The organism is Streptomyces sp. NPDC088707 (assembly GCF_044752725.1).
GTDB lineage: Bacteria > Actinomycetota > Actinomycetes > Streptomycetales > Streptomycetaceae > Streptomyces.
This window is the reverse complement of record NZ_JBIVLV010000009.1, coordinates 1-23,908: the sequence shown is the minus strand read 5'-3', so window position 1 is coordinate 23,908 and position 23,908 is coordinate 1. Positions and strand designations below refer to the sequence as shown.

The window sequence follows — 23,908 nt, the reverse complement described above, 5'->3', positions numbered from 1 at the left end:
AGGACGACTTCTCGGATCTTGGCCGGGGAAGCCCCTTGCGCGGCAGCCCCGTACCATAGGACATAGCCGTGGCGCGTCCGCCCGGCGGGCGTACGAGGAACTGACGCCGCATCCCACGATCCGAGAGAAGCGCAAGCACCCATGCCCACGCGCCACGACATCCGTAACGTCGCCATCGTCGCCCACGTCGACCATGGCAAGACGACCATCGTCGACGCCATGCTCAAGCAGGCCGGTGCCTTCGCCGCCCACCAGCAGCTCGACGACCGCATGATGGACTCGAACGACCTGGAGCGTGAGAAGGGCATCACGATCCTCGCCAAGAACACGGCGGTGAAGTATCACCCCAAGGACGGCGGGGCCCCGATCACGATCAACATCATCGACACCCCCGGCCACGCCGACTTCGGTGGCGAGGTCGAGCGCGGTCTGTCGATGGTGGACGCGGTCGTCCTCCTCGTGGACGCCTCCGAGGGTCCGCTCCCGCAGACCCGGTTCGTGCTGCGCAAGGCGCTCCAGCAGCGCAAGCCCGTCATCCTCTGCATCAACAAGACGGACCGCCCGGACTCCCGGATCGACGAGGTCGTCAACGAGACCTACGACCTCTTCCTCGACCTGGACGCGGACGAGGACCAGATCGAGTTCCCGATCGTCTACGCCTGCGGCCGTGACGGCGTCGCCTCGCTGACCAAGCCGGAGAACGGCACCGTTCCCGCGGACAGCGACAACCTGGAGCCCTTCTTCTCCGCCATCCTGGAGCACGTCCCGGCCCCGGTGTACGACGAGGAGGCGCCGCTCCAGGCCCACGTCACCAACCTGGACGCCGACAACTTCCTCGGCCGTATCGCGCTCCTCCGCGTCGAGCAGGGCGAGCTGCGCAAGGGCCAGACGGTCGCGTGGATCAAGCGTGACGGCACGATCTCCAACGTCCGCATCACCGAGCTGATGATGACCGAGGCGCTCACCCGCAAGCCCGCCGAGGTCGCGGGCCCCGGTGACATCTGCGCCGTCGCCGGTATCCCCGACATCATGATCGGCGAGACGCTGGCCGACCCGGAGAACCCGATCGCGCTTCCGCTGATCACGGTCGACCAGCCGGCCATCTCCATGACCATCGGCACCAACACCTCGCCGCTCGTCGGCCGCGGCGGCACGGGCAAGGGCGCGGACGCCAAGTCCGCGGTCAAGCAGCGCAAGGTCACCGCCCGGCAGGTCAAGGACCGCCTGGACCGCGAGCTCATCGGCAACGTCTCGCTCCGCGTCCTCGACACCGAGCGTCCCGACGCCTGGGAGGTCCAGGGCCGTGGTGAGCTCGCGCTCGCCATCCTGGTCGAGCAGATGCGCCGCGAGGGCTTCGAGCTCACCATCGGCAAGCCGCAGGTCGTCACCAAGCTCGTCGACGGCAAGGTCCACGAGCCGGTCGAGCGCCTCACCGTCGACGTGCCCGAGGAGCACATGGGCGCGGTCACGCAGCTCATGGGTGTCCGCAAGGGCCGCATGGACAACATGTCGAACCACGGCTCCGGCTGGGTCCGCATGGAGTTCGTCGTCCCGTCCCGTGGCCTCATCGGCTTCCGTACGGAGTTCCTCACCAACACCCGCGGTACGGGCATCGCCCACTCGATCCACGAGGGCCACGAGCCGTGGTTCGGCACGCTGACGACCCGTAACAACGGCTCGCTGGTCGCCGACCGCGCCGGTGCCGTCACCGCCTTCGCGATGACGAACCTCCAGGAGCGCGGTGTCCTGTTCACCGACCCCGGCACCGAGGTGTACGAGGGCATGATCGTCGGCGAGAACTCGCGCTCCGACGACATGGACGTGAACATCACCAAGGAGAAGAAGCTCACCAACATGCGCTCCTCCTCGGCCGACTCCTTCGAGGCGATCGTCCCGCCGCGGAAGCTCTCCCTGGAGCAGTCCCTGGAGTTCTGCCGCGACGACGAGTGCGTCGAGGTCACCCCGGAGGCCGTGCGCATCCGCAAGGTGATCCTGGACCAGAACGCGCGCGGCCGTGCGTCCTCCCGCGCCAAGAACGGCTGAGCGGAGCCGCACGGCACGGCCGGATCGGTAGTACCGCCGGAGCGGCGGTACGCCCGAGTTGGCTGAAAATGGTACGGCTGAGCCGGCCGAAGATCGGCTGAGTTCGGCCGCATGCCGCCGATGACAGTGGGGTAGATCACGTTCCTGTGATCTACCCCGCTTTCGGTTCTACGCGACGTCGACACCGGAGCCCGGACCCCCACAGGGACTGTGGGAGTCCGGGCTTTTCGTCAACTTCCGTCAACTCCATTTCAGAGTGCCGGTGTCCGCATATCGGCCATCGCTCTCCGGTACGTGTGTTAACGGTCCGTTTCGGGGGTGTCTGTCTGTGCTCAGTTTGTCCGGATTTCGGTATCCGGGGGTGTGGTGATGTTGTCAAAACGAGACCACTTAAGTGTGGTTTACAGCCCGGACGTACTTAATAGTTGGCTCCATTGAGCTCGGGTCAATGGGTCACGCACTGTGGGGAGTGCCGACTCACGAGCACACTCGGGGCACTTGAGTGCAATGCCGTCAGGGGTGTCGGCAGAACTCGGAGTGCCCCTCTTGTAGTGACAAAAGTGGACTCATGAGGAGGAACCCATGCGCGGTGCCAAGAGCGCCAAGTGGGTAACGGGCGCGATCATCGTTGCCCTTGCTGCGACCGCCTGTGGCGGGGGTAAGAGCGACAGCGGCGACGCCAAGGGCGCTGTTGACCCGAACGGAATCTTCTCCATCGAGCTGGGCGAGCCTGAGAAGCCCCTGCTCACCGGTGACACGATGGAGTCCAACGGCTCCGCCGTGATGGCCGGCCTGTTCTCGACCCTGGTCGACTACAAGGCTGACGGCTCCCTGGAGATGATCAACGCCGAGTCGGTCACCACGACGGACTCGAAGACGTGGACCGTCAAGCTGAAGCCGGGCTGGACCTTCCACGACGGCACCCCGGTGACCTCCAAGTCCTACGTGGACGCGTGGAACTGGAACGCCAACGTCAAGAACGCCCAGGGTCTGTCCTCGTGGTTCGCGGACATCAAGGGCTACGACAAGGTCCACCCCGAGGCCGAGGGCGCCAAGCCCACCGCCGAGAAGATGGACGGTCTGACGGTCGTCGACGAGACCACCTTCAAGATCGAGCTCACCAAGGCCGTTCCGTACTTCGGCCACAAGCTCGCCTACATCGTCTTCGCCCCGCTGGCCGAGTCCTTCTACAAGGACCCCGCTGCCGGTGGCCAGAAGCCGGTCGGCAACGGTCCCTACAAGTTCAAGAGCTGGGACCACAAGAAGAAGATCGAGATCACTCGATTCGACGGCTACAAGGGCCCGAACAAGGCGAAGAACGGCGGTGTGGTCTTCAAGAACTACACCACCCTCGAGGCCGCGTACGAGGACCTGAAGTCCGGCAACGTCGACGTGCTCCGTCAGATCGCGCCGAAGGACCTCCCGGTCTACCGCCAGGACCTCGGCGACCGCGCCGTGGACCAGCCGTACTCCGCGATCCAGACCATCGCCGTCGCCTTCTACGCCGACCAGTGGAAGAAGCCGAAGCAGATCGACCCGCGCGTCATCCAGGGTCTGTCGATGGCGATCGACCGTGCCACCATCACCAAGACGGTGCTGCAGGGTACGCGTGAGCCCGCGACCGGCTGGGTCGCCAAGGGTGTCCTGGGCTTCCAGGAGGACGGTGGCGCCGGCGTCACCAAGTTCGACCCCGCGAAGGCCAAGGAGCTCATCAAGGCCGGCGGTGGCGTCCCGAACAACAAGATCTCCATCCAGTTCAACGCCGACGGTGGCCACAAGGAGTGGGTGGACGCTGTCTGCAACTCCATCCAGCAGGCCACCGACGTCCAGTGCGTCGGCGACGGCAAGCCGGACTTCCAGGCCGACCTGACCGCTCGTAAGACGAAGCAGGTCAAGTCCCTGTACCGCTCCGGCTGGGTGCTCGACTACCCGGTGAACGCCAACTTCATCTCGGACCTGTTCCGTACGGGTGCGGCGGGCAACCAGGGTGACTTCACCAACAAGGAGCTCGACGCCAAGATCGCCAAGGCGGACTCGGCTGCGACCCTCGACGAGTCGGTGAAGCAGTTCCAGGCCATCGAGAAGGACCTGGTCAACTACATGCCGTCCATCCCGCTCTGGTACTACAAGGTCAACGCGGGCTACTCCGAGAAGGTTTCGGGCGTGGCGTACGGCCAGGACGGTGACCCGATCCTGACCGGCGTCGAGGTCAAGAAGTAATCACCCAAGCGTAGTCCGCCTGCCGATGCGGGGCTGACGGGATGTCAGCCCCGCGTTCGGCGCCTTACGTATGTGGCTGGGGGGCCCTTCCACGACATTCGCGTACCCGTTGCGGGTCGCGGCTGCCGAGGGAGGGCCCGTCGGTTGCTGCTGTCATATTTCAACGGAGGCATGATGGGGCGCTATGTCGCACGACGACTGCTCCAGATGATCCCGGTTTTCCTCGGGACCACCCTGCTGATCTTCCTCATGGTCTACAGCCTGCCCGGCGACCCCGTGGCGGGTATGTTCGGGGACAAGGGCGCAGACCCCGCAACCCTCGCGAGGATCAGACACGATCTGGGACTGGATCTGCCGCTCTGGCAGCAGTACTGGAACTACATGACCGACATCATCCTGCACTTCGACTTCGGGACCCAGATCCGCAACGGTCGCCCGATCACCGAGGTACTGGGTGAGGCGTTCCCCGTCACTCTGCAGCTCGCCGCCCTGGCGTTCGCGTTCGAGCTGGTCTTCGGCATCGGCCTCGGCATCATCGCCGGTCTCAAGGCCGGCCGTCTCGCCGACAACGCGATCCTGATCTTCACGCTGCTGATCATCTCGATCCCGGTCTTCGTCCTCGGCTTCATCATCAAGATGGTGTTCGCCTTCGAGCTGGGCTGGATCGAACCGAACGTCAGCAACGACCAGTTGGTGTCCGAGATGATCGCGCCGGCCATCGTGCTCGGCGGTCTCTCACTCGCCTACGTCGCCCGGCTCACCCGTACCTCCATGGCGGAGAACCTGCGCGCCGACTACATGCGCACGGCCGTCGCCAAGGGTCTGCCCCGCCGTCGCGTCATCGGCGTGCACCTCATGCGCAACTCGATGATCCCCGTGGTCACCTTCCTCGGCACCGACATCGGCGCCCTCATGGGCGGCGCGGTCGTCACCGAGCGCATCTTCAACATCAAGGGCGTCGGTGGCCTCATCGCCGAGTCGATCACCCGGCGTGAAGGGTCGACCCTGGTCGGCCTCGTCACCATCCTGGTGATCATCTACCTGGTCACCAGCCTGCTCATCGACCTGCTGTACGCGGTCCTGGACCCGAGGATCCGGTATGCCTGACGTGACCAAGACCGCGACCGCCGTCGAGGACGCCGTCGCGCTTCCCGCCGACGTGACTCCTCCGGCCAAGCCGGAGAAGGCCCGCAGCCTCTGGGGTGACGCCTGGGTCGACCTGCGCCGCAACCCGTACTTCCTCGTGGCGTCGGTGCTGATCTTCTTCCTGCTCCTCGTCGCCGCCTGGCCGAGCCTCTTCACGAGCGCGTCGCCCACCAAGGGCGACCTCGTGAAGCACTTCCTCGGCAAGCCGGAGCTCGGCAGCATCGGTTCCGAGGGCTGGCTCGGCTACGACGGCCAGGGCCGCTCCGTGTACGCCCGACTGATCTACGGCACCCGTGCCTCGATCATCGTCGGCGTCACCGTCACCGCGATCGTCACGCTCGTCGGCGGTGTGATGGGCATGCTCGCCGGCTACTTCGGCGGCTGGATCGACGCGCTGCTGTCGCGCCTGACCGACATCTTCTTCGGCATCCCGTTCCTGCTCGGCGCCATGGTCGTCCTGCAGTCCTTCGTCGAGCGCACGGTCTGGGTGGTCGTCTTCGCCCTCGCGTTCCTCGGCTGGACGCAGATGGCCCGCGTCATGCGCGGCGCCGTGATCACGGTCAAGCACGCCGACTACGTCCACGCGGCGAAGGCCCTCGGCGCCGGCACCAGCCGGATCCTCTTCCGGCACATCCTGCCGAACGCCATGGCTCCCGTGATCGTCGTCGCGACCATCGCGCTCGGCGGCTACATCTCGGCCGAGGCCACCCTGTCCTACCTGGGTCTGGGCCTCGCCGCCCCGACCGTCTCGTGGGGCGTGGACATCTCCACCGGTGTCGACCAGATCCGAGTGGCGCAGCACATCCTGCTGTGGCCCTCGATCATGCTCAGCATCACCGTTCTGGCGTTCATCATGCTCGGCGAAGCCGTCCGCAACGCCCTCGACCCCAAGCTGCGCTAGGAGGGCGTAAAGGTGACCATCATCGACAACACCGCGACGGTCCCGTCGCCCCGCGACGGCGCCGGCCACACCGGTCCGCTGCTCGAAGTCCGTGACCTGCACGTCGAGTTCCACACCCGTGACGGTGTGGCCAAGGCGGTCAACGGTGTCAACTACTCGGTGAACGCCGGCGAGACCCTCGCCGTCCTCGGCGAGTCCGGCTCCGGCAAGTCCGTCACGGCCCAGGCCATCATGGGCATCCTCGACATGCCGCCCGGCAAGATCCCGCAGGGCGAGATCCTCTTCCGCGGCCAGGACATGCTGAAGATGTCCGAGGAGGAGCGCCGGAAGATCCGCGGCCGGAAGATCGCGATGATCTTCCAGGACGCGCTGTCCTCCCTCAACCCGGTCCTCAGCGTCGGCTACCAGCTCGGCGAGATGTTCCGGGTGCACCAGGGCCTGTCCAAGAAGGACGCCACGGTCAAGGCCATCGAGCTGATGGACAAGGTCAAGATCCCCGCCGCCAAGGCGCGGGTCTCCGACTACCCCCACCAGTTCTCCGGCGGTATGCGCCAGCGCATCATGATCGCCATGGCGCTCGCCCTGGAGCCGGACCTGATCATCGCCGACGAGCCCACCACGGCTCTCGACGTGACCGTCCAGGCCCAGGTCATGGACCTCCTCGCGGAGCTCCAGCAGGAATACAACATGGGCCTGATCCTGATCACCCACGACCTCGGCGTCGTCGCCGACGTCGCGGACAAGATCGCCGTGATGTACGCCGGCCGGATCGTCGAGCAGGCGCCGGTCCACGAGCTCTACAAGCGCCCGGCCCACCCCTACACCAAGGGTCTCCTGGAGTCGATCCCGCGCCTGGACCAGAAGGGTCAGGAGCTCTACGCGATCAAGGGCCTCCCGCCCAACCTGCTCCGTGTGCCCACCGGCTGCGCCTTCAACCCGCGCTGCCCCAAGGCCGACGACATCTGCCGTACGGAGATCCCGGCCCTGGTGCCGGTCACCGAGCAGGACGGCGCGGATCTTCCGGGCCGTACGAGCGCCTGCCACTTCTGGAAGGAGACGATCCATGGCTGACCTCAGCAAGAACGACGAGGCCGTGGCCGCCGCCGTCGAGGCCCCCGTGGGCCGCGGCGAGCCGATCCTCCAGGTGCGCAACCTGAAGAAGCACTTCCCGCTGACCCAGGGCATCGTCTTCAAGAAGCAGGTCGGCGCGGTCAAGGCCGTGGACGGGGTCTCCTTCGATCTCTACCAGGGCGAGACCCTCGGCATCGTGGGCGAGTCCGGCTGTGGCAAGTCCACGGTCGCGAAGCTCCTGATGAACCTGGAGCGGGCCACCGCCGGCGAGGTCTTCTACAAGGGCCAGGACATCACCAAGCTGGGCGGCCGCGCCCTGAAGGCCGTCCGCCGCAACATCCAGATGGTGTTCCAGGACCCGTACACCTCGCTGAACCCGCGTATGACGGTCGGCGACATCATCGGCGAGCCCTTCGACATCCACCCCGAGGTGGCTCCGAAGGGCGACCGGCGCCGCAAGGTGCAGGAGCTGCTCGACGTCGTCGGTCTGAACCCGGAGTACATCAACCGGTACCCGCACCAGTTCTCCGGCGGTCAGCGCCAGCGCATCGGCATCGCCCGCGGCCTCGCGCTCAACCCGGAGATCATCATCTGCGACGAGCCGGTCTCGGCCCTGGACGTCTCCGTCCAGGCGCAGGTCATCAACCTGATGGGGAAGCTCCAGGACGAGTTCAACCTCTCCTACCTCTTCATCGCGCACGACCTGTCGATCGTCCGGCACATCTCGGACCGCGTCGGCGTCATGTACCTCGGCAAGATGGCCGAGATCGGTACGGACGAGCAGATCTACGAGCACCCGACGCACCCGTACACCCAGGCGCTGCTCTCCGCGGTGCCGGTGCCGGACCCGGAGGCCCGCGCGCACCGCGAGCGGATCATCCTCACCGGTGACGTCCCCTCGCCGGCGAACCCGCCGTCGGGCTGCAGCTTCCGCACCCGTTGCTGGAAGGCGCAGGAGCGGTGCTCGCAGGAGACGCCGCTCCTGGCGATCCCGACGCGCTTCGACGGCCAGGACACCCCGGCCGCCCACCTCTCGGCGTGCCACTTCGCCGAGGAGAAGCAGGTCGTGCCGGTGCACTGACGCACCGACCGGCAGACACCTCGAAGGGCGCCCCGTTCCGTATGTACGGAACGGGGCGCCCTTCGCCGTGCGCTCCCGGGACTCCGGAAAGCCGGGACTACGGGACTCCGGAACCTCGGCCCCTCCCGGGCACCGTCCGGCGGCCGTAAAAGTGCAGCCCCGTCAATATCGGGTGATATTGGGGCCTAAGTCAGACTTAGGACATTCGGGAGGCACTCCATGCGCGGAGCCACGCACGCCAAGTGGGCCGCTCTGGCCACCGCAGTCGCCCTCGCGGCGACCGCCTGCGGTGGCGGCGACGACAGCGGCGGCGGAGGGGCCGACGGCATCGTGAGTTCCTCGTGGGGCGACCCGCAGAACCCGCTGGAGCCCGCCAACACCAACGAGGTCCAGGGCGGCAAGGTCCTCTCCATGATCTTCCGAGGGCTCAAGCAGTACGACCCGAAGACCGGCGAGGCCAAGGACATGCTCGCCGAGAAGATCGAGACGACCGACTCGACCAACTTCACCATCACGGTCAAGGACGGCTGGACCTTCTCCAACGGCGAGAAGGTCACCGCCAAGTCCTTCGTCGACGCCTGGAACTACGGCGCCCATCTGAAGAACAACCAGAAGAACGCCTACTTCTTCGGCCAGATCGAGGGCTACGACCAGGTCCACCCCGAGAAGGGCGAACCGACCGCCGAGACCATGTCGGGCCTCAAGGTCACAGGCCCCCAGACCTTCACGGTCAAGCTCACCCAGAAGTTCTCCACCTGGCCCATCACCCTGGGCTACGCCGCCTTCTCCCCGCTCCCGCAGGCCTTCTACACGGACCACGCGGCCTGGCTCTCGAAGCCCGTCGGCAACGGCCCGTACACCGTCGACTCGTACTCCAAGGGCTCCCAGATGGCCCTCAAGCGCTGGGACGGCTACCCCGGCGCCGACAAGGCCCAGAACGGCGGCATCACCCTCAAGGTCTACACCGACAACAACACCGCCTACACCGACCTGACGGCCGGCAACCTCGACCTCGTCGACGACGTCCCCGCCTCCCAGCTCAAGAACGTCGAAGCCGACCTCGGCGACCGGTACATCAACGTCCCCGCCGGCATCATCCAGACCCTGTCCTTCCCGTTCTACGACCCGGCCTGGAACAAGCCCGGACAGGAGAAGCTCCGCCAGGGCCTCTCCATGGCGATCGACCGGAACCAGATCACCGAGACGATCTTCCAGAAGACCCGGACCCCCGCCGTCGACTGGACCTCCCCGGTCCTCGGCGAGGACGGCGGCTTCAAGGACATCTGCGGCGACTTCTGCAAGTACGACGCCGACGAGGCGAAGAAGCTCGTTGCCGAGGGCGGCGGCATCCCCGGCGGCACCATGAAGATCTCGTACAACGCCGACACCGGCTCCCACAAGGAATGGGTCGACGCGGTCTGCAACTCCATCAACCGCGCCCTCGGCAACAACAAGGCCTGCGTCGGCAACCCGGTCGGCACCTTCGCCGACTTCCGCAACCAGGTCACCCAGTCGAAGATGGACGGCCCGTTCCGGGCCGGCTGGCAGATGGACTACCCGCTCATCCAGAACTTCCTCCAGCCGCTGTACTTCACCAACGCCTCGTCCAACGACGGCAAGTACTCGGACCCCGAGTTCGACAAGCTGGTGAACCAGGCCAACGCCGAGGCCGACACCGCGAAGGCCATCGGACTGTTCCAGCAGGCCGAGGAAGTCCTCAGGGACGACATGGGCGCCATCCCGCTCTGGTACCAGAACGGCAGCGCCGGCTACTCGGAGCGGGTCAGCAACGTCTCACTGAACCCGTTCAGCGTCCCGGTCTACGACCAGATCAAGGTCAACTGACGTCGTAGCAGGTCGGCGGCGTACGGCCCGGCCCGCGGACCCCCGCGCCGCCGGGCCGTACGCCTTCCCCCACCCTCTCCCCGGAGCCAACCCCCGGAGCCCCCCATGGGTCGATACGTGATCCGGCGGCTGCTGCAGATGATCCCGGTCTTCTTCGGCGCGACGCTGTTGATCTTCCTGATGGTGAACGTGATGGGCGACCCCATCGCCGGACTGTGCGGCGACCGCCAGTGCGACCCGGCGACCGCCGCCCAGCTGGAGAAGGAGTTCGGTCTCGACAAGCCCGTCTGGCAGCAATACCTCACCTACATGGGCAACGTCTTCACCGGAGACTTCGGCACCGCCTTCAACGGGCAGCCCGTCACCGAACTGATGGCCAGCGCCTTCCCCGTCACGATCCGGCTCACCATCGTCGCGATCTTCTTCGAGATCGTCATCGGCATCAGCCTCGGCGTCGTCACCGGCCTCAAGCGCGGCCGCCCCGTCGACACCAGCGTCCTGCTGCTGACGCTTGTCGTCCTCTCCGTCCCGACCTTCGTCACCGGCCTCCTCGTCCAGCTCCTCCTCGGCGTCAAATGGGGCTGGATCAAACCGGCCGTCTCACCCGAGGCCACCTTCAGCGAACTCATCGTCCCCGGCCTGGTCCTCGCCTCGGTCTCCCTGGCCTACGTCACCCGGCTCACCCGGACCTCGATCGCCGAGAACAAGCGCGCCGACTACGTCCGCACCGCCGTCGCCAAGGGCCTGCCCCGCCGCCGGGTCATCAGCCGGCACCTGCTCCGCAACAGCCTCATCCCCGTCGTGACGTTCATCGGCGCCGACGTCGGCGCCCTCATGGGCGGAGCCATCGTCACCGAACGGATCTTCAACATCCACGGCGTCGGCTACCAGCTCTACCAGGGCATCGTCCGCCAGAACACCCAGACCGTGGTGGGCTTCGTGACCATCCTCGTGCTGGTGTTCCTGCTGGCCAACCTCCTGGTCGACCTCCTGTACGCCGTCCTTGACCCGAGGATCCGCTATGCCTGAGCAGCCCGAGCCGCTTGAGTCGTACGAAGAGGGCCGAGCCATCGCGCCCACCGGCGCCGGCGGCGCGTCCGACCTCGCGACGGCCGAAGCCGAGACCCTGGAGAAGACGCCCGGCGGCCCGATGGGCACCGGCGCCGACAAGAAGCCCCGCTCCCTGTGGTCCGACGCCTGGCGCGACCTGCGCCGGAACCCGATCTTCATCATCTCCTCGCTGGTGATCCTCTTCCTCGTCGTCATCTCCATTTGGCCCCAGCTGATCGCCTCCGGGGACCCCCTCGACTGCGACCTCTCCAAGGCCCAGGAAGGCTCCCAGCCCGGCCACCCCTTCGGCTTCAACGGCCAGGGCTGCGACGTCTACACCCGCACCGTCTACGGCGCCCGGACGTCCGTGACCGTCGGCGTCCTCGCCACCCTCGGCGTCGCCGTCCTCGGCAGCATCCTCGGCGGACTCGCCGGCTTCTTCGGCGGCGCCTGGGACGGCGTCCTCTCCCGGATCACCGACGTCTTCTTCGCCATCCCCGTCGTCCTCGGCGGCCTGGTGCTCCTCTCCGTGGTGACCAGCTCCACCGTCTGGCCCGTCATCGGCTTCATGGTGCTGCTCGGCTGGCCGCAGCTCTCCCGCATCGCCCGCGGCTCCGTCATCACCGCCAAACAGAACGACTACGTGCAGGCGGCCCGGGCCCTCGGCGCCTCCAACTCCCGGATGATGCTCCGCCACATCACGCCCAACGCCATCGCCCCGGTGATCGTCGTCGCCACCATCGCCCTCGGCACGTACATCGCGCTGGAGGCGACCCTGTCCTACCTCGGCGTCGGCCTGAAGCCGCCGACCGTCTCCTGGGGCATCGACATCTCCTCGGCGTCGCAGTACATCCGCAACGCGCCGCACATGCTGCTCTGGCCGGCCGGCGCGCTCGCCATCACCGTGCTCGCCTTCATCATGCTCGGCGACGCCGTCCGCGACGCCCTCGACCCGAAGCTGAGGTAGGGACCCATGCTGCTCGAAGTGCGCGACCTGCACGTGGAGTTCCACACCCGCGACGGCGTGGCCAAGGCCGTCAACGGCGTCGACTACTCCGTCGACGCGGGGGAGACCCTCGCCGTCCTCGGCGAGTCCGGCTCCGGCAAGTCCGTCACCGCCCAGGCCGTGATGGGCATCCTCGACATCCCCCCGGGCAAGATCAGTCAGGGCGAGATCCTCTTCCAGGGCCAGGACCTGCTGAAGCTCAAGGAGGACGAGCGGCGCAAGATCCGCGGCGCCAAGATGGCGATGGTCTTCCAGGACGCGCTGTCCTCCCTCAACCCCGTGCTCAGCGTCGGCGACCAGCTCGGCGAGATGTTCCAGGTCCACAAGGGCATGTCGCGCAAGGACTCCAAGACCAAGGCCGTCGAACTGATGGACCGGGTCCGCATCCCCGCCGCCAAGGAACGCGTCGGCCAGTACCCCCACCAGTTCTCCGGCGGCATGCGCCAGCGCATCATGATCGCGATGGCACTCGCCCTCGAACCCGAGCTGATCATCGCCGACGAGCCCACCACCGCCCTCGACGTCACCGTCCAGGCCCAGGTCATGGACCTCCTCGCCGAGCTCCAGCGCGAACTCAACATGGGCCTCATCCTCATCACCCACGACCTCGGCGTCGTCGCCGACGTCGCCGACAAGATCGCCGTCATGTACGCCGGCCGGATCGTCGAACACGCCCCCGTCCACGAGATCTACAAGGCCCCCGCCCATCCCTACACCCGCGGCCTGCTCGACTCCATCCCGCGCCTCGACCAGAAGGGCCAGGAGCTCTACGCGATCAAGGGACTCCCGCCCAACCTCCTCGCCATCCCGCCGGGCTGCGCCTTCAACCCCCGCTGCCCCATGGCCCAGGACGTCTGCCGCACCGACGTACCCCCGCTCTACGACGTGACCGAGTCCCCGGTGAAGCGCTCCAGCGCCTGCCACTTCTGGAAGGAGTGCCTCCATGGCTGAGGCGATTCTCGAAGTCCGGGACCTCCACAAGCACTACCCCCTCACCCAGGGCATCGTCTTCAAGAAGCAGGTCGGCTCGGTCAAGGCCGTCGACGGCGTCGACTTCGACCTGCACGCCGGCGAGACCCTCGGCATCGTCGGCGAGTCCGGCTGCGGCAAGTCGACGGTCGCCAAGATGCTGGTCAACCTCGAACGGCCGACGTCCGGCTCGATCCGCTACAAGGGCGAGGACATCAGCAGACTCTCCCCCCGCGCGCTCAAGGCCGTCCGCCGCAACATCCAGATGGTGTTCCAGGACCCGTACACCTCGCTCAACCCGCGCATGACCGTCGGCGACATCATCGGCGAGCCGTACGAGATCCATCCCGAGGTCGCCCCCAAGGGCGACCGGCGGCGCAAGGTGCAGGACCTCCTCGACGTCGTCGGCCTCAACCCCGAGTACATCAACCGCTACCCGCACCAGTTCTCCGGCGGCCAGCGCCAGCGCATCGGCATCGCCCGCGGCCTCGCCCTCCAGCCCGAGATCATCGTCGCCGACGAACCCGTGTCCGCCCTCGACGTCTCCGTGCAGGCCCAGGTCATCAACCTGATGGGGAACCTCCAGTCCGAGTTCTCCCTGTCGTACGTCTTCATCGCCCACGACCTGTCGATCGTCCGGCACATCTCCGACCGGGTCGGCGTCATGTACCTCGGCCGGATCGTCGAGATCGGCAGCGACGCCCAGATCTACGACCACCCCACCCACCCCTACACCCAGGCGCTGCTCTCCGCCGTCCCGGTCCCCGACCCCGAGGCGCGCGCCCACCGCGAGCGCATCATCCTCACCGGCGACGTCCCCTCCCCGGCCAACATCCCCTCCGGCTGCCGCTTCCGCACCCGCTGCTGGAAGGCCCAGGAGCGCTGCGCCCTGGAGGTCCCGCTCCTCGCCGTCCCGGCCGTCTTCCGCCTCACGGACAGCCCGGCGAAGCACGACTCGGCCTGCCACTTCGCCGAGGAGAAGCACGTCGTCCCCTCGGAGACCGGCGACGGCCCCGGGGCACCGCCGGAGACCGGCGACGGCGGCCCCGGGACACGGCCCGGGCCCGGCGCCGACGGCCCAGGGGCACCGCCGGACGACGGCGCCGACCCCTTCAGGAAGCCCGAATCGCCTTAACGCGCAGGCAACTTCACCGAATCGGCTCCGATATACGAACAGGCCAGACTGCACAGCGTACGGCCGTGCGGGTGCCGTGAACCGGGCCGGGGCGCGCCATGTCGCCCCGGCCCGGACCCATGTGTTCCCCGCGCCCCACAGGTTTCGCGGAACCGCTTGTTTCCGTTGATGGCGACCGTGAGTATCGGGACCGTGACTGTGACACGACCGGCACGTCTCACGGGCGCCGCGCTCTGCGCCGCGCTCGCCCTCACCGCCGCCGTGTGGATCCTCAAGGATCTCGCCGCGCTCGGCTCACCCGTCGACCTCGCCTGGTACTGGGCCGGGGACCACCACTTCCTCATCCGGGGACGGTCCGCCACCTCCCTGATCGACGCCGTGCTGCTCGTCGTCTCCGCCGTCGCCGCGGCCGCCGCGATCCGCTCCCGGCACGCGGCCTCCGCGCTCGCCGCCACCGGCACCGTCACGCTGGCCCTGCGCCTGCCCGGCCTCTGGGAACCCGACAGCGGCGCCCTCGTCACCGCCCTCCTCGAACTCGCCCTCGCCGCCGGTGTGATCGTCACCGCCGCCGTCGGCCGCCGACCGGCCACCGCCTCGCTCGAGCCGCTCCCCACGCGCCCGCGTACGGGCCCCGCCGTCGCCGCCGGAGCCTTCCTCGCGGCCTCCGCGCTCGTCGTGACCCTGTGGGAGCTGTACTGGGCCACCGAACTGCCCCTGGAGATCACCGTCGACCGCTTCACCGGCGGCCGGTCCATCATGAAGGCGGCCCTCGCGCCCCCGCCCGGCTGGCTGTCGGTGGTCCTCGTCGCCCTGTACGGGACCGCCGCCGTCTCCGCCTTCTTACGCGCCCGCCACAGCCGGGCCTTCGGTCTGCTCGCCGGAACGTTCCTGGCGGCCGGCGGCCTCGCCGAGGTCGCCAGGACCACCCGCTACGAACTGATCGGCGACTTCGCGGACCTCCCGAGCACCGCCCGGCTGAGCGTCCTCACCGCCTTCTTCGGTCTGCTCGCCGGCATCGCCGTGCTCGTCCTGCTCGCCGGACGCGGCGCCCCCGCCGGCGCGCCGAGCCCGTACCCGCCGGCCGGGATGCCGCCCCCGGCCCCGCCCTACCCGCCGCCGCCCGGCTGGTGACTCAGCCCCGCGTCCCGCCGAGGGACCGCTTCAGGAAGTCCACCTGGAGCAGCAGCAGGTTCTCCGCGACCTGCTCCTGCGGCGTCATGTGGGTGACCCCCGACAGCGGCAGCACCTCGTGCGGCCGGCCCGCCGCGAGGAGAGCCGAAGAGAGCCGGAGCGCGTGCGCGACGACCACGTTGTCGTCCGCGAGACCGTGGACGATCATCATCGGCCGCGCGGGCACCTCGGGCGCGGAGAGCCCGTCGTCGGTGAGCAGCGACTGCGCCGCGTACACCTCGGGATCGTCCTGCGGAGTGCCGAGATACCGCTCGGTGTAGTGGGTGTCGTACAGCCGCCAGTCCGTCACCGGCGCCCCCACCACCGCCGCGTGGAACACATCGGGGCGCCGCAGCACCGCCCGCGCCGCCAGATAGCCGCCGTACGACCAGCCCCGGATCGCCACCCGCCCCAGATCCAGCGGGAAACGCCCGGCGAGGCCCTGGAGCGCGTCCACCTGGTCGTCGAGGGTCGGCCCGAAGTCCCGGGCGATCGCCTTCTCCCAGGCGGGGGAGCGGCCCGGCGTGCCCCGCCCGTCCGCCACGACCACCGCGAAGCCCTGGTCGGCGAACCACTGGGACGTCAGATGCGCGTTGTGCGCGGCGAGCACCCGCGGCCCGTGCGGACCGCCGTACGGATCCATCAGGACCGGCAGCGGCCCGTCGCCCTCCGCGTACCCCGACGGCAGCAGCACCGCGCACGGGATCCGCCGCACGCCGGCCTCCGTGAGCCGCACGCGCGCGCGGAGCACCGGATCCTGGGCGTACGAGGCCACCACCGCGACCGGCTCGCCGTCCCGCAGCACCCGCGCCACGCTCCCCGGCGTCTCCGGACGCGCCGACACCAGCACGGTCACCGCCCCCGAACGCACCGCGCCGTGCACGCCGACGCCCTCGGACAACCGCTCCACGCCCTCGCCGGTCACCCGGTACACATGGACCTCGCCGGTCTCCGGGAGAGCCGCCCCCGCGCCCGCCGACGCCGACACGAGGACATCGTCCTCCCCGACGTCGAGCACCGCCCGGACATGCAGCGCGGCGTCCGTCAGCACCTCGTCGCCCACGGCCAGGGCCCGCGCCCCGGTCTCGTCCGTGAGCCGTACGAGCCGCCCGTCGCCGGTACCTCCCGCACCGAGCCCCGAGGGAGCCCACGCCGGCACCCCCGGCAGCAGCTCCAGCCACACCGGGTCCCGCTCCGCCCGGACCGTCCTCGTCTCCCCGGACTCCGGATCCACCGCCAGGAACACCTGCTCCCGCTGGTCCCGCGCCTGGACGAGCAGCAGCGGCGCCCCGGCCGCCGACCAGTGCACGCGCGCGAGGTACGGATACCGCTCCCGGTCCCACAGCACCTCCGTGCGGGCCCCGGCGAGATCCATGACGAACAGCCGCACGTCCGCGTTGGCCGTACCCGCCGCCGGATACGCCACCGGCTGCGGTTCCCGGTCCGGATGCGCCGGGTCGGCGATCCACCAGCGCCGCACCGCCCGGTCGTCCGCACGGGCCACGAGCAGCCGGTCCGAGTCGGGAGACCACCAGAAACCCCGGTCCCGGGTCATCTCCTCCGAAGCGATGAATTCGGCCAATCCGTAGGTCACGTGCGCCTCCTCCGGAACGGCCAGCTCCCGGTCGCCCCAACCGTCCGCGCCCACCACCCGCAGCACGCCCTCCGTGACGTACGCGACCAGGCGGCCGTCCGGCGAGGGCCTGGGGTCGATCACCGGCCCCGGCACCGGCAGCTCCCGCGCCGTCCCCGCCCGCAGCTCCGCCACGAACAGCCGCCCGGACAGGGCGAAGGCCGCCAACTCCACGGCCGCGTCCACCGCGTACGCCACCACACCGGCCGAGCCCTCCCGGCTCCGCTCCCGGCGCGCCCGCTCCTGCGGCGACAACTCCTCCTCACCGCCCGCGAGCAGCACCTCCGGGTCGGCCGCCACCCGCTCCACGGGCGCGCCGCCGTCGCCGGGCAGGTCGAGGACCCAGAGCCGGTGCGTACGGTCCACACCGGACGCGGCCCTGACGAACACGACGCGCTCCCCGTCGGGGGAGACCGAGAAGGCACGCGCAACCCCCAGGGTGAACCGCTGGGTACGGGCGTGACGGCGGGGGAAGGAGAGCCCGGCAGGGGGTGTGGCCGGCTGCTGTCGAGACGAGGTCATGCGGCTGAAACTAGCGCTGTGCGCCCCCCTCGTGCCTCCGTCCGCCGATCGATGCGGCCGCACGGATAGTTATGATCCGTAGCGCTAGGTGGGTATGCATCCGACGGGCCTGCCCCCTGGCACATGCTGATCGACCGAACCACTCGAATATCCGACCGAAGAAGTGTGGAGGTGAACCGCCGTGGCACTCTCGATCTCCGTGGTGGTGCTGCTGGCGATCGTCGTCTTCCTTCTGATCCGGAAATCCGGATTGAAGGCTGGTCACGCGGCGGTCAGCGCGCTCCTGGGCTTCTACCTCGCGAGCTCGTCCATCGCCCCGTCCATCAGCACCCTCACCACGAACGTGGCGAACATGGTCGGCGGCCTCAAGTTCTGAGCGCGCCCCCGCGCGCCGACCTCGTAGGGTGGGGACATGTCCGATCTCCCCGCCCGCCGTCTGCTGCTCGTGCACGCGCACCCGGACGACGAGTCGATCAACAACGGCGCCACCATGGCCAGGTACGCGGCCGAGGGCGCCCTCGTCACCCTGGTCACCTGCACGCTCGGCGAGGAGGGCGAGGTCATCCCGCCCGAGCTCGCCCACCTGGCCCCCGACCGGGAGGACCGGCTCGGCCCGTACCGCGTCGGCGAACTCGCCGCCGCGATGGCCGAGCTCGGGGTCACCGACCACCGGTTCCTCGGCGGCCCCGGGCGCTTCCGCGACTCCGGAATGATGGGCGTCGAACAGAACAAGCGCGCCAACGCCTTCTGGAACACGGACGTCGACACCGCCGCCCCGTACCTCGTCGAGGTCATCAGGGAGACCCGCCCGCAGGTCCTCGTCACCTACGACCCCGACGGCGGCTACGGACACCCGGACCACATCCAGGCCCACCGGGTCGCCATGCGCGCCGCGGAACTCGCCGCCCACCCGGACTACCGCCCCGACCTGGGACCAGCCCACACGATCGCCAAGATCTACTGGAACCGGGTCCCGCGCCCGGTCGCCGAGGCCGGCTTCGCCCGGCTGCGCGCCGAGGGCTCCGCCTTCCCGGCCGCCGCCGCGATCGACGACGTCCCCGGCGTCGTCGACGAGGACCGGATCACCGCCGAGATCGACGCGGGACCGGAGCACACGGCCCGCAAGAGCGCCGCCATGGCCGCGCACGCCACCCAAGTCGCGGTCGACGGACCGTTCTTCGCCCTCTCGAACGACCTCGGCCAGCCGATCTTCACCACCGAGTACTACGAGTTGGTACGAGGCGTCCCCGGCGCCCCCGCGGGCACCCGCGAGACGGACCTCTTCGCCGGAGTGAGCGCATGAGCCCCAAGCCGCCCGCGACGCCCGCGAAGCCCACCCCGTCCCAGGCACCGACCGCGCGCCCCGCGTCCACCGTCTCCCGTAACGCCCGATTCGCCTGGTACGCGGGCCTCGCCGTCCTCGGCGTCCTCGTCGGAACCGCCGGCGCCCTCGTCCAAGCCGCCTGGCTCCCCGTCGGCTTGATCCTCGCCCTCCTCGCGACCGCCGCCCTCTTCTACGGCGGACTGCGGGCCACCGAGACCCAGGTCGGCGTCGTCGCGGGCGGCGTCGGCTGGCTCGTCGCCGTCATCCTGCTCAGCTTCGGACGCCCGGAGGGTGACGGGGCGTTCGGCGGAGGCGTCGGCGAGCTGCTCTTCCTCTTCGGCGGCATGGCGATCGCTGTGATGTGCACCACGCTGGCCCGGCTACCCCGACCGATCCCGTGAACAGGACGACTTGAGTCCGCGGACGCCCTGACTTCGGCCGGATTGACCGTCGTCAGTCACCCACGGGTCAGCTATGTGACGGCGGCGCCCAGTATGGTGGTGCGCGCCGCCGAACCGCCCGGGTCATACGAGCATCAGCAAGAGCGGGCGGTGGAGCCAACCGGGAGATCCTGCTTTGAGTCGTGAAACTGGTCGAGAGACTGACAGTTCGTCCTCCGGCGCCCAGGGGCGCGGTGGAGCCGCGTACCCGTCGGGTACACCGCCGTACGGATCCCGCCAGTATCCGTCGCTCCACCCCTCGCAGGACGCGCCGGAGGAGACCGCCGCCGCGCCCGCACCGCCGGAGGAGCCCAAGACCGAGACGACGCTGACGACCCGGATCCGGATCAACATCCCGGGTTCGCGTCCGATCCCGCCGGTCGTGGTCCGCACCACCGTCAACGAGTCGCCCACGGCGTCGCCGGCCACCGCACCGGAGCCCGCTCCCGCCCCGGAGCCGGAGCCCGAGCAGCCGGCGGCCCCCGAGCCGCCGCAGGCCGAGGAGACGCCGAAGGCGAAGGAGACGAGCGACTGGTTCGCGCCCCGCAAGGCGGCGCCCCCGAGCCCGGCCCCCGAGCCCGCGCTGCCCCCCGCGCCCACCCCGACCCCGAAGCCCGCTCCGGCCACCACCGGACCGGACGACCGGGGCACCGGCTTCGCCGGCTCCGCGACCTCCGGCGTCCCGACGGTCGGCAACGCCCCGTCGAGCCGCCCGGTCACCCAGGGCAGGTCCGCGGGCAACCCCCTGTACGACGGCGGCACGCCCGCGGGCGGCACCCCGATGTACACGGGCACGCCGGCCGGCGGAACCCCCCTGTACAACGGCACACCCGCGGGCGGCACCCCCCTGTACGACGGGACCCCCGCCGGCGGCTCGCCGAGGTACGACGGCAACCCCGGCGCCGCACACCCGGGCGCCGGGAACCCCCTCTACGACGGAACCCCCGCCGGCGGCACGCCCGCGTACCGCGGCCCCGCCGCGCCGACCGGCCCCACGACGGGCCCGGTCACGGGCACCGCGTCGCTGGGCGGACCGGGCCAGGGCGGACTCGCCGGACTCGCCGGACCCTCCGCCCCGGGCCAGGGCACGGGCTCCCCGTTCCCCGGCGGAGCACCCGGCGGCGCTCCCCGCATGTCCGACGACACCGCGATCCTCACCCCGCAGGCCCCCGCGCCGAACGCCGCAGGCCGCGGCGGTCCCGGCGGTCCCGGCGGACAGCGCGGACCGGGACGACCGGCCGACGGCGGTGGCAACGGCCACGTCTCCGGCGACACCCTCACCAGCGGCATCCCGGTCGTCCCGCCGAAGGCGGCCCGCCCGAACCTCACCCCCCGCATCGAGGAGCAGGCGACCCCGGCCCCCGCGCCGCGCCCCGCACCCGCCCCCAACCGCGCCCCGGCGAAGAAGGGCCGCTCCAAGCTGGTCCTCCTCGCCGCCGGAGTCTTCGGCCTCGCCGGCGTCGCCTACGGCGCCGGGCTGCTCCTCAACCACTCCGACGTCCCGAAGGGGACCACGGTCCTCGGCGTGGACATCGGCGGCGGTACGAAGGAGGAGGCCGTCAACAAGCTGGACGCGGCCCTCGGCAAGCGCGCCGGGACCCCGCTCCAGCTCGGCATCGGCGGCAAGAAGGTCCAGCTCGCCCCGGACAAGGCGGGCCTGGCGCTCGACAGCGTCGAGACCGTCCGCGCCGCCGCGGGCAGCGACTACAACCCCGTCTCGGTCATCGGCTCCCTCTTCGGCGGCGAGCGGGTCGCCAAGCCGGTCTTCCCGGTCGACGAGGAGAAGCTCGCCGTCACCCTCGCCGACCTGGCCGGCACGTCCGCGTCGGCGACCGAGGGCACGATCCTGTTCGCCCCGAACAAGGTGACGCCCGTCGAGGGCAAGCCCGGCAAGGGCCTCGACGTCCAGAGGTCGATGATCTCCGTCCGGGACGCCTTCCGCGCCCAGGTGGAGACGGGCCAGACCAAGCTCGTCGAGCTGCCGGTCACCAACCGCCAGCCGAGCATCAGCAAGGCCGAGGTGGACCGGGCGATGAGGGAGTTCGCGACGCCCGCGATGTCCGACCGCATCACCATCCGGGCGGGCGGCAGGGAGATCCAGTTCGGCCCGGCGCGCTCGCTGCCGCAGATCATCTCCATGAAGGCCGCCGGCGGCCGCCTGGAAGCCGTCTACGACACGAAGGCCATCGAGCGGCTCCTCGACGGCGCCTTCAAGGGCATCATGATCACCAAGGCCGACGGCACCAAGCAGGAGGTCTCGCCCGACGACGTGGCCTCCGTGATGCGCGAGGCGCTGCTCGGCAAGACCAAGGCCGAACGCACCAAGACGATCGACCTGAACCCGAAGGGCTGACAGCCCGAGCGACGCGTTCCGAGCCCCCGCCCGACGGACATCGGCCGGGGGCTCGGTGCGTGGGGACGTCAGGTGTCAGGACCGCGCTTGGCGACACACCCCGGACATGCACAGGGCGGATAGCGCAGTGCGGACTCGACCGGTACGGGACCGGGGCGCGGCCAGAAGGTACGGCGGGGCGACCAGGTGCGCCCGCCGTCGCGGGAGACGCGCAGGGTGATCACCACTCACCGCCGTACCGCTGCTGCTTGGCCCGCAGCCAGGCCTGGATCTCCCGGGTCTCGGCGGCGGAGGCGGCCCGGAGGTCGCAGGCGTGGATCGTCGCCACGAAGTGCGTGAACCGCACCCGTCGATGGGCGCCGTCCACGGCGATGACCTTGCCGGGGCCGTAGACGTCGGTGCCCGTATGGGCGACGAAGGCGCCCGGGCCGTGAGGGGTGTGCATCGCGAGCCTTTCGCTCTGTGTGTTGTTCCGGTCACACAGTGGCGTCGCTCACGTTAGCCTCGACAGGGGTACACGCGTGACAACGCGACCGGCACGTAGGGGGTCGCCGATGGCGATCGAGGACAACCCGGAACCCCGCCGCAGGTACGGCGCGGAACTGCAACGCCCCCGCGAGGAGGCGGGCCTGACAGGAGCAGCAACTGCTCTGTCCCGGTACGGGACTCCAAGGTTCCGAACGGCCCGGCCCTGCTGTTCGGCGCCGTCGCCTGGGCGCGGTTCGTGGACGGCCTGAAGTAGGCGTCTCAGTAGTGGGCGACCAGGACGGCGGAGAGGGCGAGCGCGCCGGGTAGGGCCTGGGCGAAGAGGATGCGGCGGTTGGCCGTGGCGGCGCCGTAGAGGCCGGCGATGACGACGCAGGACAGGAAGAAGACCCGGACGCGGAAGGCGGTCGGGTCGTCGGCGATGAGGCCCCAGACGAGCCCGGCGGCGAGGAAGCCGTTGTAGAGCCCTTGGTTGGCGGCCATGGCGGCGGTGTCGCGCGCCATCTTCGCGTCGAAGCCGGAGAAGCGACGGCCGGTCTCCCTCTCCCACAGGAACATCTCCATCACCAGGATGTAGGCGTGCAGCAGGGCGACGAGGGCGACGAGGATGTCTGCGGTCAGCGGCATGGCCGCATTGTGCCGCCGGGCGGGCGGGGGTCGGGGGAAGGCGCGCAACGACTTGCGTAGAGCTGTTCGCGCGAACGAACGGTTAATTCCGGATCCCAAACTAAAAAGCAGAAAATAGTCTTAGAAGCTCGACGGGGGAGTCCTCGGACCGGGAAACTGTCTGCAACAGGCCTGCACACAGGCCTCGTTGGACAAAGTCCGCATCATATCCGGGGGATGACATGGCAGGAACTGCTCGTCGTTGGGCTGCGCGCATATCGGGCGTGGGAGCCGCATCGGCGATGATTTTCGGCGGGATGGCCGGAACGTCGTTCGCGATCGAGAACCCGCCCACGGTCACCATCAGCGTGAACTTCGGCGTGGTCGCGACCACGCACCCGGACACCGTGGGCTGTAACGGCTACAAGGTGGTCGGGACGGGGACCGCCGGCGGGGCGCCGGTCAGCGGGGCGACCTGGGCGCAGGACGAGGTGGCGTGCACCGCGACCATCCCTGGCAAGTACGACATCAAGGGGACGGCGACGCTGACGGAGAGCGACGGGGACAAGCTCTTCATCAGCTACGAACTCTCCGCGCCGCTGTCGTCGGACACGATGGTGTATCCGTCCGGCACGTTCAAGATCCTGCGGGGTGAGGGGAACTTCGAGGACTCGACGGGCGGCGGCACGATGAACGCCAAGGTCAACCTGCTGGACCACGCGCACGCGAGCGCGACGCTGACGGGGTACATCCGCAAGTACTGGCAGGTCTGACCCACGGCCACGGCCACCTGCCGGGGATGCCCGGTGGGTGGTGCGGGTCTTGGGGTTCTTGGGGTGGGCCGGGTGTGTGGGCTTCTGGTGGGACCGCCCTCTTTCCGAGAGTCGCTCCTTCCGGTGGTGCGTCA

20 protein-coding genes and 1 pseudogene are annotated in these 23,908 nt (G+C 69.5%); 18 read left to right on the top strand and 3 right to left on the bottom strand.

What is annotated here, in order from left to right:
• Positions 1-141: 141 nt before the first annotated feature.
• From typA to ACIP84_RS25500, 12 genes are all read left to right on the top strand, one after another.
• Complete coding sequence (typA, locus tag ACIP84_RS25555; protein WP_355967926.1) at positions 142-2,043, top strand: translational GTPase TypA; 1,902 nt, start codon at positions 142-144, stop codon at positions 2,041-2,043.
• A 582-nt stretch (positions 2,044-2,625) separates the two neighbouring features.
• On the top strand, positions 2,626-4,263 hold the full coding sequence (locus ACIP84_RS25550; RefSeq protein ID WP_073909642.1) for an ABC transporter substrate-binding protein: 1,638 nt from the start codon (positions 2,626-2,628) through the stop codon (positions 4,261-4,263).
• 174 nt (positions 4,264-4,437) lie between these two features.
• Positions 4,438-5,370, top strand: coding sequence for an ABC transporter permease (locus ACIP84_RS25545; protein WP_073909639.1), 933 nt, complete (start codon positions 4,438-4,440; stop codon positions 5,368-5,370).
• On the top strand, positions 5,363-6,310 hold the full coding sequence (locus ACIP84_RS25540) for an ABC transporter permease (protein WP_355967930.1): 948 nt from the start codon (positions 5,363-5,365) through the stop codon (positions 6,308-6,310). Before ACIP84_RS25545 ends, ACIP84_RS25540 begins: the two co-directional genes overlap by 8 nt.
• Positions 6,311-6,322: 12 nt before the next feature.
• Entirely contained in the window at positions 6,323-7,381 is a 1,059-nt protein-coding gene (locus ACIP84_RS25535; RefSeq protein ID WP_355967933.1) for an ABC transporter ATP-binding protein, read from the top strand.
• Positions 7,374-8,462, top strand: a complete 1,089-nt coding sequence (locus ACIP84_RS25530; RefSeq protein WP_355967936.1) for a dipeptide ABC transporter ATP-binding protein — start codon at positions 7,374-7,376, stop codon at positions 8,460-8,462. The genes ACIP84_RS25535 and ACIP84_RS25530 overlap by 8 nt, the downstream gene beginning before the upstream one ends.
• Before the next feature lie 219 nt (positions 8,463-8,681).
• On the top strand, positions 8,682-10,307 hold the full coding sequence (locus tag ACIP84_RS25525) for an ABC transporter substrate-binding protein (protein WP_401800578.1): 1,626 nt from the start codon (positions 8,682-8,684) through the stop codon (positions 10,305-10,307).
• 105 nt (positions 10,308-10,412) lie between these two features.
• Positions 10,413-11,336 carry an ABC transporter permease gene (locus ACIP84_RS25520; protein ID WP_355967942.1) on the top strand — a complete coding sequence of 308 codons (924 nt, stop codon included), beginning with the start codon at positions 10,413-10,415 and terminating at the stop codon, positions 11,334-11,336.
• Positions 11,329-12,324, top strand: coding sequence for an ABC transporter permease (locus ACIP84_RS25515; protein WP_355967945.1), 996 nt, complete (start codon positions 11,329-11,331; stop codon positions 12,322-12,324). Before ACIP84_RS25520 ends, ACIP84_RS25515 begins: the two co-directional genes overlap by 8 nt.
• 6 nt (positions 12,325-12,330) lie before the next feature.
• Positions 12,331-13,314, top strand: coding sequence for an ABC transporter ATP-binding protein (locus ACIP84_RS25510; RefSeq protein ID WP_401800574.1), 984 nt, complete (start codon positions 12,331-12,333; stop codon positions 13,312-13,314).
• Positions 13,307-14,467 carry an ABC transporter ATP-binding protein gene (locus ACIP84_RS25505; RefSeq protein WP_401800571.1) on the top strand — a complete coding sequence of 387 codons (1,161 nt, stop codon included), beginning with the start codon at positions 13,307-13,309 and terminating at the stop codon, positions 14,465-14,467. Before ACIP84_RS25510 ends, ACIP84_RS25505 begins: the two co-directional genes overlap by 8 nt.
• A gap of 192 nt (positions 14,468-14,659) precedes the next feature.
• Positions 14,660-15,598 (top strand): hypothetical protein, encoded by a 939-nt coding sequence (locus ACIP84_RS25500; RefSeq protein WP_401800568.1) that lies wholly within the window; start codon positions 14,660-14,662, stop codon positions 15,596-15,598.
• Between the two features lies 1 nt (position 15,599).
• Here the strand turns inward: ACIP84_RS25500 and ACIP84_RS25495 are convergent, their stop codons facing one another.
• Positions 15,600-17,792 (bottom strand): prolyl oligopeptidase family serine peptidase, encoded by a 2,193-nt coding sequence (locus tag ACIP84_RS25495; protein ID WP_401800565.1) that lies wholly within the window; start codon positions 17,790-17,792, stop codon positions 15,600-15,602.
• A gap of 181 nt (positions 17,793-17,973) precedes the next feature.
• Between ACIP84_RS25495 and ACIP84_RS25490 the strand changes: the two genes are divergently transcribed.
• The 4 genes from ACIP84_RS25490 (at position 17,974) to ACIP84_RS25475 (ending at position 21,909) form a co-directional block, all read left to right on the top strand.
• Positions 17,974-18,168 (top strand): hypothetical protein, encoded by a 195-nt coding sequence (locus ACIP84_RS25490; RefSeq protein ID WP_187622349.1) that lies wholly within the window; start codon positions 17,974-17,976, stop codon positions 18,166-18,168.
• A gap of 36 nt (positions 18,169-18,204) precedes the next feature.
• Complete coding sequence (mshB, locus tag ACIP84_RS25485) at positions 18,205-19,095, top strand: N-acetyl-1-D-myo-inositol-2-amino-2-deoxy-alpha-D-glucopyranoside deacetylase (protein ID WP_401800562.1); 891 nt, start codon at positions 18,205-18,207, stop codon at positions 19,093-19,095.
• Positions 19,092-19,517, top strand: coding sequence for a DUF6113 family protein (locus ACIP84_RS25480; protein ID WP_401800559.1), 426 nt, complete (start codon positions 19,092-19,094; stop codon positions 19,515-19,517). Before mshB ends, ACIP84_RS25480 begins: the two co-directional genes overlap by 4 nt.
• Positions 19,518-19,692: 175 nt before the next feature.
• Positions 19,693-21,909: a hypothetical protein gene (locus ACIP84_RS25475; protein WP_401800557.1), complete on the top strand. Its 2,217-nt coding sequence runs from the start codon at positions 19,693-19,695 to the stop codon at positions 21,907-21,909.
• A 220-nt stretch (positions 21,910-22,129) separates the two neighbouring features.
• Here the strand turns inward: ACIP84_RS25475 and ACIP84_RS25470 are convergent, their stop codons facing one another.
• The gene (locus ACIP84_RS25470; RefSeq protein ID WP_401800554.1) at positions 22,130-22,354 is read right to left on the bottom strand and encodes a hypothetical protein; all 225 of its coding nucleotides are present in this window, start codon (positions 22,352-22,354) and stop codon (positions 22,130-22,132) included.
• 201 nt (positions 22,355-22,555) lie between these two features.
• On the opposite strand from ACIP84_RS25470, the pseudogene ACIP84_RS25465 reads away from it, so the two are divergent.
• A pseudogene (locus ACIP84_RS25465) lies at positions 22,556-22,651 on the top strand (DUF397 domain-containing protein); the annotation flags it as partial.
• A 5-nt stretch (positions 22,652-22,656) separates the two neighbouring features.
• On the opposite strand, the gene ACIP84_RS25460 reads toward ACIP84_RS25465, so the two are convergent.
• A complete protein-coding gene (locus ACIP84_RS25460) occupies positions 22,657-23,022 on the bottom strand; it encodes a DUF1304 domain-containing protein (protein ID WP_319310041.1) in 366 nt (121 codons plus the stop codon).
• A gap of 296 nt (positions 23,023-23,318) precedes the next feature.
• On the opposite strand from ACIP84_RS25460, the gene ACIP84_RS25455 reads away from it, so the two are divergent.
• On the top strand, positions 23,319-23,774 hold the full coding sequence (locus tag ACIP84_RS25455; protein ID WP_355967972.1) for a hypothetical protein: 456 nt from the start codon (positions 23,319-23,321) through the stop codon (positions 23,772-23,774).
• The last annotated feature ends 134 nt before the right edge of the window (positions 23,775-23,908 follow it).

Excerpts from the sequence above, each read along its gene's own strand:
- ACIP84_RS25470 (WP_401800554.1), bottom strand. The coding sequence starts at position 22,354 with ATGCACACCCCTCACGGCCCGGGCGCCTTCGTCGCCCATACGGGCACC.
- ACIP84_RS25505 (WP_401800571.1), top strand. The coding sequence starts at position 13,307 with ATGGCTGAGGCGATTCTCGAAGTCCGGGACCTCCACAAGCACTACCCC.
- ACIP84_RS25520 (WP_355967942.1), top strand. The coding sequence starts at position 10,413 with ATGGGTCGATACGTGATCCGGCGGCTGCTGCAGATGATCCCGGTCTTC.
- ACIP84_RS25455 (WP_355967972.1), top strand. The coding sequence starts at position 23,319 with ATGGCCGGAACGTCGTTCGCGATCGAGAACCCGCCCACGGTCACCATC.
- ACIP84_RS25510 (WP_401800574.1), top strand. The coding sequence starts at position 12,331 with ATGCTGCTCGAAGTGCGCGACCTGCACGTGGAGTTCCACACCCGCGAC.
- ACIP84_RS25480 (WP_401800559.1), top strand. The coding sequence starts at position 19,092 with ATGAGCCCCAAGCCGCCCGCGACGCCCGCGAAGCCCACCCCGTCCCAG.
- ACIP84_RS25530 (WP_355967936.1), top strand. The coding sequence starts at position 7,374 with ATGGCTGACCTCAGCAAGAACGACGAGGCCGTGGCCGCCGCCGTCGAG.
- ACIP84_RS25550 (WP_073909642.1), top strand. The coding sequence starts at position 2,626 with ATGCGCGGTGCCAAGAGCGCCAAGTGGGTAACGGGCGCGATCATCGTT.
- ACIP84_RS25495 (WP_401800565.1), bottom strand. The coding sequence starts at position 17,792 with ATGACCTCGTCTCGACAGCAGCCGGCCACACCCCCTGCCGGGCTCTCC.
- mshB (WP_401800562.1), top strand. The coding sequence starts at position 18,205 with ATGTCCGATCTCCCCGCCCGCCGTCTGCTGCTCGTGCACGCGCACCCG.
- ACIP84_RS25515 (WP_355967945.1), top strand. The coding sequence starts at position 11,329 with ATGCCTGAGCAGCCCGAGCCGCTTGAGTCGTACGAAGAGGGCCGAGCC.
- ACIP84_RS25525 (WP_401800578.1), top strand. The coding sequence starts at position 8,682 with ATGCGCGGAGCCACGCACGCCAAGTGGGCCGCTCTGGCCACCGCAGTC.
- ACIP84_RS25460 (WP_319310041.1), bottom strand. The coding sequence starts at position 23,022 with ATGCCGCTGACCGCAGACATCCTCGTCGCCCTCGTCGCCCTGCTGCAC.
- typA (WP_355967926.1), top strand. The coding sequence starts at position 142 with ATGCCCACGCGCCACGACATCCGTAACGTCGCCATCGTCGCCCACGTC.
- ACIP84_RS25540 (WP_355967930.1), top strand. The coding sequence starts at position 5,363 with ATGCCTGACGTGACCAAGACCGCGACCGCCGTCGAGGACGCCGTCGCG.
- ACIP84_RS25545 (WP_073909639.1), top strand. The coding sequence starts at position 4,438 with ATGGGGCGCTATGTCGCACGACGACTGCTCCAGATGATCCCGGTTTTC.